Raw genomic sequence first — 13,016 nt, 5'->3', positions numbered from 1 at the left:
CCTAAATAAAAAACTCAACCCTAACCCCTCTCCCCTAGTGCCTAAAAAAACTATCTCTTCGTCATCTCAAAAAGATTCGTAGCCTGTTCGCCTAAAAAGCCGTCAAACCAAACTTGTTGACCATCTTGTTCGATATAGTTACGCTCAGCTAGTTCATAGTAGGCATACGACCATTGCAATTGCCCTTCGCTTCCATCCTCTTCTATCACAGGACAAAGTTCGTCAACTGCTTGAGTCGAACTCTGACGAAGTTTGCTTCCCTTAGCACCTTCAACAGCAGGTTTGATTGGGATACCTGCATCTTCCAGCGCTTTCATCGTTGACTCTATATCATCCCATCCCTCTACTTTTTGATAATTGATATAAGCCGTAAAGTGGTTTACCGAATTGCCGTGCAACAGCGTCCATGCAGCAAACTGAGAAACCTTATTCACTTCCAGAATCGTGCTTTTTTTAGCGGGCTTCCAAGGACGACCAAAGAATTTCACCAATGCTGTAATCAGAACTTCGGCTTTGTCATCAGATAACTCTTTGCTGTCAGCAAGTTCAGCCAAATAGTTACGCGCATCTCCTGCAAGAGCATCTTCTCCAGAAGCCACTGCTTCATTAATCAGCGCTTGTGTTTCTGAAGGCAATTCTGCTACCTCAAGTTGAGTTACAAAGAATTTCGGAAAATTAATATTCGTCGGATGTTGATAATGAAAAGAATTCAAATGCTTTGAAGGAAAAGAATAAGGTGCAATTTTTTCGTAACCCAAACTTTCTAATACCTCCGAAATGGCTGTAATTCCTGCTTTTTGTTCTCCTGTAAAAGTATTAAATGTACGGAATGCACAGTGGTCGTTGACCACTTGTCCACCTTTTTCCAAAACCATGTCGGCATACGCACGTGCATAACTCACTCGTTGACAATAGTTCTGCCAAAGCTGTTCCATCAAAGATTGGGTTATCGCTTCTTGATTTTTCATAAATGCTTAATTAGTTAATAGTTTATTAGTTTGTTATAAAATCTGGACGAAGGTCTCTATCTTTTAAAAACCCAATCGTTCTTTTCCCATTTAAAAATCAAATTTTATCCCTTGTGCCAAGGGCAACGAAGTACCATAATTAATGGTATTGGTTTGGCGACGCATATAAGATTTCCAAGCATCTGAGCCTGACTCTCTTCCTCCACCTGTTTCTTTTTCTCCTCCAAAAGCACCACCAATTTCAGCACCCGAGGTACCAATATTGACATTGGCAATACCACAGTCTGAGCCATTTGCTGATAGGAATTGTTCGGCTTCACGGAGGTTTAGGGTAAAAATTGCCGATGAAAGTCCCTGCGGTACATTGTTCTGAATCGCAATAGCTTCATCTATTGTACTGTAAGATAGTAAGTAAAGAATTGGCGCAAATGTTTCGTGTTGCACTATGGCAAAATCAGGTTTGGCTTCAGCAATACATGGTCGTACATAGCATTCCGACTCAAAACCTGCACCTTCCAAAACCTCCGCATCGATGAGCATTTTTCCGCCCTGCTCTACCACTTGCGCAGCTGCTGACAAGTATGCTCTAACAGCATCTTTATCAATCAATGGGCCAACGTGATTGTGGGCATCAAGCGGATTTCCGATTCGTAATTGAGCATAGGCTTTGACCAAACGCTCTTTTACTTGTTGATAAATTGAATCGTGGATAATCAATCGACGAGTACTCGTACAACGCTGTCCAGCAGTACCCACTGCACCAAATACCACAGCAGGAATTGCGATGTTTAAATCAGCATTTTCAGTTATAATGATGGCATTGTTTCCGCCTAATTCTAGAAGACATTTACCAAAACGTTCGGCGACTTTAGTTCCTACCGCACGTCCCATGCGTGTAGAACCTGTCGCAGAAATCAAGGCTACTCGTTTGTCCGATACCAACCAATCTCCCACTTGAGCCTTTCCCGTAATAATCGAAGATAATCCTTCAGGAAGATGATTTTGACGCAATACCTCCGAAATAATATGCTGACAAGCAATAGCTGTCAGAGGCGTTTTTTCAGAAGGCTTCCAAATACAAACATTGCCACAGACCCACGCCAACATAGCATTCCACGACCAAACGGCTACAGGGAAGTTAAAAGCAGAAATAATACCAACAACTCCAAATGGATGCCATTGCTCATACATACGATGTGAGGGTCGCTCCGAATGCATGGTCAGTCCATACAACTGACGAGAAAGTCCTACGGCAAAATCACAGATATCAATAATTTCTTGAACTTCACCAAGGCCTTCTTGAAGACTTTTTCCCATTTCATAAGAAACCAACTTTCCCAAGTTATCCTTATGCTTACGAAAAGCCTCTCCCATTTGGCGTACTATTTCACCACGCTTTGGTGCTGGTATATTCCGCCATTCAGTAGCGGCATTTTGTGCTTTACTCAAAACTAACTCATAATCTTCCTGAGTAGTCTGATATACTTGGGCTATTAGTTCAGCATCAACAGGCGAAAAAGAATCAATCACTGTATCGCCCGAGGACCATGATTTGAGTCCTGTGCTTGTACCATGATTCAACTGAGCAATGCCCAGCGATTTGAGTAATTCATGCATAGTTTACAATAGTTTGTTGTAAAAGGGCAATAGCATTCAGCCCCAATTTTTCATTAGGATATAATAAAGATTGTCAAATGATTGACAGGAATATCGTTGAATTGATTTTTTCGAAATCTAGGGGCTATTATTCAAATTTCCAAACATTTTCAAGTAGATTGAACGCTAAATGATATACGCAACAAAAGTCAAAAAATATTACTTTTCTAAGTCTAAAAAATTTTAGGCTATCCTAAAATTTGGAAGTATGGTATTTAACTCAGATGAAAATTATCTTTGTGGTACGAAAAAAAATTAAAAAAATATGCAAATATCTTATCGACAAGGAACCGTAGAAGACATTTTAAGCGTATCGGCGGGTATCCCCGAGTTTGAAAATCTGTATGCCAAGGATGTTTACCAAGAGCGTTTTGATCATTCACCTAAACATCTCATCCTTGTGGCTTATGACGAAGACCTACCTGTAGGCTTTAAAGCTGGCTATCAAAAAAGCGACGATGGTTCATTTTATAGTTGGATGGGAGCTGTATTGCCAGCGTATCGAAAACAAAAAATTGCTAAAAATTTAGCAGATCAAATGGAAGATTGGGCAAAAAAAGAAGGGTATTCTAGCATTATCTTCAAAACCAGAAATTACCTAAAAGCTATGCAGATTTTTGGTATTTCTAATGGTTTTCACATCATCGATTTTGAAAAACGTGAGCCAATCGAACAAAGTCGGATTTTATTACAGAAGTTTTTATGAAGCGGTATGATAATGATATTATGCTAAAGTTGAGGATAATATCATACCAATCTTACTTTATTTTCCAATAGCACAATAGTTCACCTCAGCCAACAAAATCGCATAATCAATTGATTTACAACATATAACAGCTCTTTAAATTTCTTTTTTGAAAATAGTTGAAAAAATATTTCAGCCATCCTGCAACTTTCCTTCTACCAGCTGCATCTTATGGACAAATAGGCCAACCATTCATCCAAACAGATTACCACTCATCCTGTTTTCTGGAATAAAAACGGTACTATGTATTGCATAATACTATACAAAACCTATAACTTTGAATTGTAATTAAAAATCGCCTTGAGCGACTAACGATTCAAAGCACTAAAAAACTTACAAGTCACATGAAAAAGCTCATAGTATTGACCTCTTTTGTAATTGCAACTTCGGTTAATTTCGAGTCGTTAGCTATTGGATTTCCTCATAACCTATTAGCCCCAAAGAAAACGGAGAAGAAGGTCGCTAAAGAAACTAAAACAAAGAGTACCATTTCAATTGCAAAGCTTAAGGAAAAAAGTAAGCTTGTTGCCATGGGAGCTACTGTTTTAGGGACAGTTTTTCAACAAAATAAAGGTTAATTTTTTACAAAGAAGATTTTAGAGAAGTCTTAATGATTTTGTGTAAATACACTATTTCACCAAAATCATAGTGGCTTTTCGTCAAGATATTGCGTCCTCATTCAAACAAATTTGAATGTTGGAAAGCTCAGATTTTAAATTTAGTTTTGGTTTAAGGATTCTTTTGTAGCGACTTCTAATAGAGGCCGCTACATTTGTTATGATGGCGTTGAGCTTTTGGCACTCAGCTTTCGGGATTTTTACTCAAAATATATTTACAGCTATTGGCAGCTACTTACTATCGTATGGCACAGGTATATTGATTGTTTCTCCTTATTATGATTTAACTCTAATAACTAAAATGCCATTATCATAACTTCCTTTTACAACATTACATTTTCAATGTATTTCACTATTTCTGCCTCTTGCTTTGGATCGAACCATTGGAAATCATCTTGGTTTCGAAACCATGTCAATTGGCGTTTGGCATAGCGACGAGTATTTCTTTTAAGCAAACGCACCATTTCATCACGATCATACTGACCATCCCAATGCTCATAAATCTCTTTGTAGCCCACTGTTTTTAAGGCATAATGCTCTCGGTATGGCAAAGCGTTTCTTGCCTCCTCTTCTAGCCCTTGCGCCAGCATCAAATCCATTCGTAAATCAATACGAGCGTATAATTCTTCCCGTGGTCGTTCAAGGGCGATTCTGATACACTCAAATGGTCTTTCCTTTTTTTGTTTTTTACGAAAAGCCGAAAATGGCTGTCCTGTAGCCAAACAGACCTCCAACGCTCTGACAATTCTTTGAGGATTTTGTTGGTCTACTTCTTCAAAATAAACGGGATCAAGTTCGCGCAATTGAGCTGATAAACTTTCAAGCCCTTCCGTTTCTAAACGCTTCATTAACGACTCTCGGAGCTCTAAATCCGCCTCAGGCATTTCGTCGAGTCCATCGGTTACGATTTTGATAAACATCCCCGACCCCCCAGTCAAAATGGCTACATCTTTACGCGTAAAAATTTCTTCTAATACTGCCAAACAATCACGTTCGTAATCGCCAACAGAGTAATAATCAGCAATACTGTGAGAATCGATAAAATGGTGTTTTACCCCTTGCATTTCCTCGGAGGTAGGCTTAGCAGTACCAATAGCTAATTCTTGATAAAACTGTCGAGAATCTGCCGAAACCACTTCTGTATCGAAGTGTTTAGCAAGCCTGACACATAGGTCTGTTTTGCCAACGGCAGTTGGTCCAGCAATGATAATTAAATATTTTGACGAATTTGACATACCACAAAATTACAACAAAAACGGCGATGAGTAACCTCACCGCCGTTTTTGTTAATGATATTTCTATTATAAAAAAACTACCAGAATACTGTGTAAAGAACCACAAGAATAGCAATAATCACTGAAGCTCCAACTGCAAATGCCGTGTTAGTTTTGAACATAGAAGCATCGATTTTCAACGCTTTCTCCCCATCTTTTGTTGATGAATCTGCCAAGCCTAATACTACCATCATCAACACACATATTAAGAATGTTAAGCCCATACGGTCAAGGAATGGAATGATATGATGTCCTTCTCCATCCAAGAATGATGAGTAAAACACAGTATCATACATACCTGTCATTTCTGGCAAATCTTTCAATATCAATGAAATTACGACCGAACCAATCGTTGCAGCCATAGCACCTGCCGAGTTAGCACGTTTCCAGAAGAAACCTAACAAGAATACCGCAAAGATACCTGGAGATACATATCCAGTCATTTCTTGGATAAAGTCAAAACCACCTTTTTTATCGATACCCAAATATGGAGAAATCAAAATAGCAAGTACCATAGCTATTACAATCACGATACGACCAGTTTTTACCAATTGCTCTTCAGAGGCCTCTTTATTAAAGAATTTTTGATAAATATCTAGGGTAAAAATCGTCGAGATAGAGTTTGCTTTACCAGCCAAAGATGCTACAATAGCCGCTGTCAATGCCGCAAAAGACAAACCTTTCAAGCCTGGTGTTAACAAGTTTAACAATACTGGATAAGCGTGGTCAGCGTTTACTGTACCATCAGCTCCAAGCATTTCTTGTTGGAACATACCATTTGCGTGCAATACATAAGCAGCAATACCTGGCAATACTACGATGATAGGCATCAATAATTTTAAGAAACCTGCAAACAACAAACCTTCACGAGCTACTGGTAACGAAGCACCCAAAGCACGCTGTGTAATATACTGGTTACATCCCCAATAGTTCAAGTTCACAATCCACATACCACCTACTAACACTGTCAAACCTGGCAAAGAAGTAAAGTTGGGGTTATCTCTTTTCAAAATCATGTGGAAATGGTCATCTGCCTTATTGAAGATATGACTCAAACCTTCCATTGCACCTTGTGAACCAAATTGGTCTGACACCAACGTCAAGGCTAAGTAAGTAGTACACAAACCACCTAAAATCAAGAAAAATACCTGAATAACGTCTGTAAAACCAATTACTTTCATACCACCTAGTGTAATGATTACCGCAAAAATTGCTAATCCCCACATACACAAAGTAAAATCAAGACCTGAGATGGTCGAAACTGCCAATGCACCTAGATATAAGATAGAAGTAAGGTTTACGACAACATATAAAATCAACCAGAAAACAGCCATAATCGTACTCACGGTAGAGTTATAGCGTTGTTTCAGGAATTGAGGCATTGTAAAGATTTTATTCTTCAAATAGATTGGCATAAAGAATACCGCCACAATAATAAGCGTAGCAGCAGCCATCCATTCATACGTCGAAATTGCCAAACCCATTTTATAGCCGTTACCAGCCATACCAATGAACTGTTCTGCCGAAATGTTTGAAGCAATCATCGATGCTCCAATTGCCCACCATGTAAGCGAACCTTCAGCTAAGAAGAAATCTGTAGAAGATGCTTCTTTTGATTTTTTCTTTTGATAAATCCAGTAGCCATAGCCAGCCACTACCACGAAATAAATGAGAAATACCAGATAATCAATAAGTTCCAGTCCTTTGTGCATGGGTTGAATTGATTTGAATAGTTTATAATCAGGGATAAATTAAATTTTGAATCTGAAAGTTACAATTTTAATGGCAAAACAAACAAGGCAATATGTATTTATTTACTGGATACTTATATTACTATTGCTTTAAAAACTTGAAATTAATTCTGATTTTATAAGAATAATCCAAATTTTTTCGATGCTCAAATGATTGCACATTATCTTATACAGTTCTACACTGTTCTACAATAGCAAAAATACTTTAGTTAGAACAACAATTGCAACTTTTTTATATAAAAAATAATTTATTTAAGGTGTGAGGTGTATCATTTTGTGTTTTTTTGTAGAGACGCAATGATTGCGTCTTAAGCCAAGTCATATTTTGTACTGCATCAAACAATTTAGCGATTGAGTGATTGAGCGAATGAGTGATTATGTTAAAATTTGTATTCTCGTGGTAGAGACGCAATGATTGCGTCTTATACTGAGTAAAATCCAGTATGGGAGCATCAAAAAAGCGGTTGGAAAATATATTCCGACCGCTTTTTTGATGAAAACTTGGAGGATAACCCCAATCTTAAAATTCGGGATGACTCATGTTGCTATTAATATGCTATGCCTGACTCAGCTTAAGACGTAAAGTATTATGTCTCTACTGGTAATTACAAACTTGGCTCAATCAAAACTACCTCCTCTTTATCCACAATCACCTGACCTTCTAGCAAATCTTTGGTTTTGCGAACATATTTTTTGGGCGTGACTATCACTGGACAAAGTGTATCATTTTTTCGCTTAGAATAATAAGCTGCAATTCCTGCTGCCTTTTCAATGACATTTACTGGAAACTTCTTCCCCGCTTGTCGGCGAATGACCACGTGTGAGCCAGATACGTCACGAGCGTGAAGCCATAGGTCTTCTTTTCGGGCGTATCGTTGAGTAAGCAAATCGTTATTTCTGGAATTTTTACCAATTAAGATTTCCCAACCTTGATAATTTACATATTTAAATAAATCTTGAACTGTCAGCACCTGTTTGTCGGTTTGCTCGCTAACATTATTCTTAATGTATTTTCGCAATTCTCGCAGACTTTCGATTGCCTCCACTTTGCTGATATGCCCCTGCAATTCTTGCATCAACTCCTCTTTAGCCTCGATATTCTCCATGAGTTTTTGGATTTCTATCTTTTCATTTTTGGCTTTTCGGTAATAGTTTTCAGCATTCTTTTGGGGAGTCAAATCAGGCTTCAACCTTACTTTAATAGGTTTATCACGATAAAAATCATACAACTCTATTACCTCTGTTCGCTCAGGAATCGCATGTAAATTGGCCATAATGATGTTGGCAATTTCTTCATGTTTGACATCCTCTTCCAAACTCGAAAGCTGCGTATATGACTTATCAATATAAGTTTGGGTACGTGATATTTGCTTTTGTAAATAACGAATACACTGCCCTTTTTCTTTGTCAAAAACATTGATTCGAGCAAAAGAATAGTACAGTTCATTGCTCGCTACAATAGGGTCTGTCAAGGTTTTCACCCATTCGCCACCCTCTTGTACCATCGACAGCACAGGCTGGTAATCAATGGTCTTGATATAAAACTGAGAAGCTTCTAACTCTTTAAGGATTTCTTGGACTATTGCCCATTGCTGTTCAAGAGTTGGCTGTTCTAATGCCTTAATTTTTCCCTGAATTAGCTTTACGATTTCTTTTCCAAAAGTTGGGAATAATGCATTTAGCTGTCCATTTGCTGCCACAAAAGCTTCAAAACTCTGATCAATCGGACGGTCGAGTGTTTGGAGAGAAAGGTTATTATCGACAACCAATTTGTTATGAAACAAATCCAGTACCTCGTCACCTTCGAATAAGACGATATTCGAGCGATTACCGTACATTTTGAATAACAGAGTAAAATTGTTTTCAAAATATAGCGCAAAAGCCCTTTCGTTCAAAAATTGTTGGACTCTTTCAACTCTCAAACCATTGATTTCCTTGAACAAATCCACCGAATTTCGACCAGCGCGACGAAAATCATCAGGAAAATTCAAACAGGCAAAATCAGGATGCAAAACAGCTTTTATATAAAAATCACGCTTTTTTCTCCACTGTTTTCCATCGGTACAAAAGCCTAAGACCAATTCATCTTTTTCTTGCGAAAAACATTCGGCAAATACCAAACCTACCAACTCCTCTTCCAATCGCTTCGAAAGCTGTCGAAGAAAATAATAATTCGTTTGCATTATAATATCTTTTAATCGTACCAACAGATATTTGATACGATATCGGTTTTCAATCTCAAAACACAAAGTTACGCATAATTATGCTTTATGCTGTAGCTCCAAACTATTCAGCAACGAAGTCCAACACGTATCATCCTTGATAGCATCATTTTCTCCAATTACTTAAGTAAATTTGTAGATATTATGCACGGCGCCATCAAAAGCCGTGCAACTATCAAAATTGAGATTTTATGTTATTTGAAGATACTTACAAAACCATTACTGGCTCGGCTGAAGGGCTATTTAAAGATAAGGGCAGTAAATTTTTTGCCTATGCCTATCCTATTGAAGACGAGTCAGAGGTAAAAGAATTAGTAGACCAACTCAAAAAGGAACATTTCAAAGCGGTTCATCATTGCTATGCCTATCGCTTGGGACAAGACCGAACCAATTTTAGGGTCAATGACGACGGTGAACCATCTGGTTCGGCTGGAAAACCTATTTTGAATGTCTTATTGTCAAAAGATATAACTAATATTTTGGTGGTAGTCGTTCGTTATTTTGGTGGTACTTTATTAGGCGTTCCGGGTCTGATTAATGCCTACAAAACGGCTACTCAAGAAGCATTAGCTGAAGCAGAAATCGTTGAAAAAACGGTCAATGAGATTTATGAAGTACGTTTTGAATTTGTTCAAATGAATGATGTGATGAAAGTAGTAAAAGAATTTGGGCTGAAAGTCAAGAATCAACTTTTTGACAATCAATGTACTTTACAACTTGAGTTTCGTAGAAATATGACCAATCAAATCATTGGGAAACTCGAAAAAATCGAACCAATTGAGATTGAACATATCGCAACAGTCTGACGAAGAGCTTTCAGCCATTAGCAATCAAAAGCAATTACTAAATTCAACACTCCGCACTCAAAACTCATCACTACCCCAATATGCCTTTAATCGAGTCATCTTACAAAGCAAAACATATCTGGAGAAACCCACATTTCTCGACTATTTACCCTTCTACGCTTCGTAAGGTTGAGGGAGTGCACTATACACGTGAGCGCATAGAGTTGCCTGATGGAGATTTTTTGGATTTGGATTGGAGTAAAAGTTCTGTTCCTAGCAAATCTCTTGTCATTGTTACACATGGATTTCTGGGAAACTCTACAAGACCCTATATTTTGGGAGCGGTAAAATTGTTTAATCAAAACCATTGGGATGCGGTTTGCTGGAATCACAGAGGACTGAGCGGTGAAAATAATCGTTTGGAGCGATTAACAACGCATGGTGATTCTCAAGATTTGGCGTATGTAATCAATCATTGCTTGGCGATGAAACACTACACGCAAATTACGTTGGTGGGATATAGCAAAGGTGGAAATATATCGCTCAAATATGCTGGAGAGCAAGGTGTAAACATAGCCCAAGAAATTAAATCAGTTGTAGCGATCTCTGTTCCTACCGATATTCAAGGAAGCGTGGATGCGATGGGTGCTGAAGGCTTTTATGCAAATCGCTTTAAAAGTAAACTTCATCGTTTTTTACAAAAAAGAACTGAGTTGATTGACCCGAAATGGTTTTCATTATTTGAAAAATACAAAACCTTAGATGAGTTTACAGGAGAATACATTGCGCCTTTGCACGGTCTCAAAAATGCCGCAGACTATTATGATTCATGTAGTGCAATTCATGTAGTAGACCAAATTAGGATTCCTTCATTAATCTTAAATGCCGCTAACGACCCTGTATTATCAGAAAGTTGTGCGATTTTGGATAAAGCTAAAAAGTCGAATTACCTTTTCAGTGAATATCCCGCTCACGGCGGACATTGTGGTTTTTACGCTCCTAATCAAAATGGCATTTATTGGGGAGATTATCGAACTTGGGAGTTTGTGAAGGGCAACTACAATAGGCAACTAATTTAAAGTCTACATTTTATTCTCAATCGTACTATCAATCTTTTATCCTATGCAACCTTACTCAAGTCAATACAACGATATTATTAATCAAGCCATCGGCAAATATGTTTCGTTTACAGCAGAAGAATTAAGCATTTTTAATGACCTATTGACTTATAAAAAAGTCCCGAAAAAAACCTTTTTGCTAAAAGCTGGAGACGTTTGTGATATTGAAGCATTTATCGTGAAAGGTTGTGCTCGTACTTATTATTTGGATGATAAAGGTGCGGAAGTTATTCTACAATTTGCCGTGGAAGGCTGGTGGATTAGTGATATTGCAAGTTTTCATGAACAAGTTCCAAGTAACATTTTTATCGAAACGCTTGAGGCTTGTGAAATTTTATACCTTGACCATAACACCAAAGAAACACTTCTCGAAAAAGCTCCACGGTTCGAACGATTTTTCCGTTTGCTAGTACAACGGAATTTGTCTGTTACCCAAAACAGATTAATCAATACCATTGCCAAACCTGCGATGGAAAAGTATCTTGATTTTCTGAAAAGATATCCAAGTATTCCTCAAAGAGTTCCTCAACATTATATTGCTTCGTATTTGGGTATTTCTGCCGAATTTTTGAGTAAAGTTCGTGCCAAATTGGCAAAACAGTTTTAGGCTGTAAAGCCGTATGCATTAGGCTATAAGCAAAAAAACACAGGTCATTTTTTTCTTCCTGAACAAACTTGGAACTCCTAGTTCAAGACTTAGTCTTGGACTTACTTTTTAAACAGTTTTCAAACTGAATCGATAACTTGTTCAATAATTAGTGGGTGAATTTATTCACCCCTGACAGAAAAAATCAAACAACTCCATTTCCAAATCTTCAAATTAACAAATCTTCAAATTATCCCAAAATTCTTGTCCTAGTTCAATGTTTTGAGGCTTGCGCTTCGTGCATCTTTGTACTGTTCATTTAACAAAACGATTTACAACGATGGAACGCAAGGAATTTCTTAAGAAAGGCATATTGGGAACTGGAATGTTTGTGAGTTCTAAAGTTCTAGGAAAAGAACTCAACAATCATCAAAATGATGAATTGCAACCATTGGAAGTAATCGGTTTGAATCATTTACCCAATCCTCAGACAAAAATCATGGCAAATACAATATTGCATAAAGCCGATACTCGCGGCTATGCCAATCATGGATGGCTAAAAAGTCATCATACTTTTAGTTTCGCTAATTATTATAATCCAGAAAGAGTCCACTTTGGTGTTTTGCGTGTACTCAACGACGACCAAGTAGCAGCAGGTCGTGGCTTTGGAACTCACCCGCACGACAATATGGAAATTATCTCAATTCCATTAGAAGGTGACCTTGAGCACAAAGACAGCATGAATAACGTGGCAGTCATCAAAAAGGGCGATATTCAGGTTATGAGTGCTGGTACAGGTGTGTATCACAGCGAATACAACCGCAACAGCGATAAAGAAACAAAGTTTTTACAGATTTGGGTATTCCCTAACAAGAAAAACGTTACGCCTCGCTACGACCAAATGACGCTAGATATTGCTGACCGTCGCAACCGTTTACAACAAATTCTCTCTCCTAATCCAGAAGATGCAGGCGTTTGGATTCATCAGGATGCATGGTTTAATATTGGTACGTTCGATGCTGGTACAACTGCCAACTACGATATAAAACGTCAAGGAAACGGTGTATATGCTTTTATTCTAAAAGGAGATTTTGAAATCGATGGTCAAACAGTTAATCAACGTGATGGCTTGGGTATCTGGAATACAAAATCTATCGCTTTGAAAGCCCTAACACAAGATGCCGAAATCCTATTGATGGATGTACCAATGACATTGTAAGAGGCAAAGAGGCAAAGAGGCAAAGAGGCAAAGAGGCAAAGAGGCAAAGAGGCAAAGAGGCAAAGAGGCAAAGAG

Annotated in this window: 11 protein-coding genes; 6 read left to right on the top strand and 5 right to left on the bottom strand. The window is 38.0% G+C overall.

Annotated features, from left to right (window positions below):
* Nucleotides 1-50 precede the first annotated feature (50 nt).
* Complete coding sequence (locus GVN22_RS20870; RefSeq protein WP_166552949.1) at nt 51-968, bottom strand: DUF1338 domain-containing protein; 918 nt, start codon at nt 966-968, stop codon at nt 51-53.
* A gap of 90 nt (nt 969-1,058) precedes the next feature.
* A complete protein-coding gene (locus GVN22_RS20865; protein ID WP_166552948.1) occupies nt 1,059-2,585 on the bottom strand; it encodes an aldehyde dehydrogenase family protein in 1,527 nt (508 codons plus the stop codon).
* A gap of 304 nt (nt 2,586-2,889) precedes the next feature.
* Between GVN22_RS20865 and GVN22_RS20860 the strand changes: the two genes are divergently transcribed.
* Both GVN22_RS20860 and GVN22_RS20855 read left to right on the top strand, forming a co-directional pair.
* Nucleotides 2,890-3,330 carry a GNAT family N-acetyltransferase gene (locus tag GVN22_RS20860; RefSeq protein ID WP_166552947.1) on the top strand — a complete coding sequence of 147 codons (441 nt, stop codon included), beginning with the start codon at nt 2,890-2,892 and terminating at the stop codon, nt 3,328-3,330.
* A 383-nt stretch (nt 3,331-3,713) separates the two neighbouring features.
* Nucleotides 3,714-3,947, top strand: coding sequence for a hypothetical protein (locus GVN22_RS20855; RefSeq protein WP_166552946.1), 234 nt, complete (start codon nt 3,714-3,716; stop codon nt 3,945-3,947).
* A gap of 362 nt (nt 3,948-4,309) precedes the next feature.
* Here the strand turns inward: GVN22_RS20855 and miaA are convergent, their stop codons facing one another.
* The 3 genes from miaA to GVN22_RS20840 form a co-directional block, all read right to left on the bottom strand.
* A complete protein-coding gene (gene miaA / locus GVN22_RS20850) occupies nt 4,310-5,221 on the bottom strand; it encodes a tRNA (adenosine(37)-N6)-dimethylallyltransferase MiaA (protein WP_166552945.1) in 912 nt (303 codons plus the stop codon).
* A gap of 77 nt (nt 5,222-5,298) precedes the next feature.
* On the bottom strand, nt 5,299-6,972 hold the full coding sequence (locus tag GVN22_RS20845) for a sodium/sugar symporter (RefSeq protein WP_166552944.1): 1,674 nt from the start codon (nt 6,970-6,972) through the stop codon (nt 5,299-5,301).
* Between the two features lie 644 nt (nt 6,973-7,616).
* Complete coding sequence (locus tag GVN22_RS20840) at nt 7,617-9,194, bottom strand: NFACT RNA binding domain-containing protein (protein ID WP_166552943.1); 1,578 nt, start codon at nt 9,192-9,194, stop codon at nt 7,617-7,619.
* A 230-nt stretch (nt 9,195-9,424) separates the two neighbouring features.
* On the opposite strand from GVN22_RS20840, the gene GVN22_RS20835 reads away from it, so the two are divergent.
* From GVN22_RS20835 to GVN22_RS20820, 4 genes are all read left to right on the top strand, one after another.
* Nucleotides 9,425-10,039 (top strand): YigZ family protein, encoded by a 615-nt coding sequence (locus GVN22_RS20835; RefSeq protein ID WP_166552942.1) that lies wholly within the window; start codon nt 9,425-9,427, stop codon nt 10,037-10,039.
* 80 nt (nt 10,040-10,119) lie between these two features.
* Nucleotides 10,120-11,097 (top strand): YheT family hydrolase, encoded by a 978-nt coding sequence (locus tag GVN22_RS20830; protein ID WP_166552941.1) that lies wholly within the window; start codon nt 10,120-10,122, stop codon nt 11,095-11,097.
* Nucleotides 11,098-11,140: 43 nt separating this feature from the next.
* The gene (locus GVN22_RS20825) at nt 11,141-11,743 is read left to right on the top strand and encodes a Crp/Fnr family transcriptional regulator (protein ID WP_166552940.1); all 603 of its coding nucleotides are present in this window, start codon (nt 11,141-11,143) and stop codon (nt 11,741-11,743) included.
* A 478-nt stretch (nt 11,744-12,221) separates the two neighbouring features.
* Entirely contained in the window at nt 12,222-12,941 is a 720-nt protein-coding gene (locus GVN22_RS20820) for a pirin family protein (protein WP_205690985.1), read from the top strand.
* The last annotated feature ends 75 nt before the right edge of the window (nt 12,942-13,016 follow it).

The organism is Cellulophaga sp. BC115SP (genome assembly GCF_009905545.1).
Classification (GTDB): domain Bacteria; phylum Bacteroidota; class Bacteroidia; order Cytophagales; family Spirosomataceae; genus Flectobacillus; species Flectobacillus rivi.
Note: the sequence above shows the minus strand (reverse complement) of the source record. Positions and strands in the feature narration are given on the sequence as shown.

What these genes read in the sequence shown, in the direction of transcription:
- GVN22_RS20870 (WP_166552949.1), bottom strand. Translation starts at nt 968, where the DNA reads ATGAAAAATCAAGAAGCGATAACCCAATCTTTGATGGAACAGCTTTGG.
- GVN22_RS20865 (WP_166552948.1), bottom strand. Translation starts at nt 2,585, where the DNA reads ATGCATGAATTACTCAAATCGCTGGGCATTGCTCAGTTGAATCATGGT.
- GVN22_RS20860 (WP_166552947.1), top strand. Translation starts at nt 2,890, where the DNA reads ATGCAAATATCTTATCGACAAGGAACCGTAGAAGACATTTTAAGCGTA.
- GVN22_RS20855 (WP_166552946.1), top strand. Translation starts at nt 3,714, where the DNA reads ATGAAAAAGCTCATAGTATTGACCTCTTTTGTAATTGCAACTTCGGTT.
- miaA (WP_166552945.1), bottom strand. Translation starts at nt 5,221, where the DNA reads ATGTCAAATTCGTCAAAATATTTAATTATCATTGCTGGACCAACTGCC.
- GVN22_RS20845 (WP_166552944.1), bottom strand. Translation starts at nt 6,972, where the DNA reads ATGCACAAAGGACTGGAACTTATTGATTATCTGGTATTTCTCATTTAT.
- GVN22_RS20840 (WP_166552943.1), bottom strand. Translation starts at nt 9,194, where the DNA reads ATGCAAACGAATTATTATTTTCTTCGACAGCTTTCGAAGCGATTGGAA.
- GVN22_RS20835 (WP_166552942.1), top strand. Translation starts at nt 9,425, where the DNA reads ATGTTATTTGAAGATACTTACAAAACCATTACTGGCTCGGCTGAAGGG.
- GVN22_RS20830 (WP_166552941.1), top strand. Translation starts at nt 10,120, where the DNA reads ATGCCTTTAATCGAGTCATCTTACAAAGCAAAACATATCTGGAGAAAC.
- GVN22_RS20825 (WP_166552940.1), top strand. Translation starts at nt 11,141, where the DNA reads ATGCAACCTTACTCAAGTCAATACAACGATATTATTAATCAAGCCATC.
- GVN22_RS20820 (WP_205690985.1), top strand. Translation starts at nt 12,222, where the DNA reads ATGGCAAATACAATATTGCATAAAGCCGATACTCGCGGCTATGCCAAT.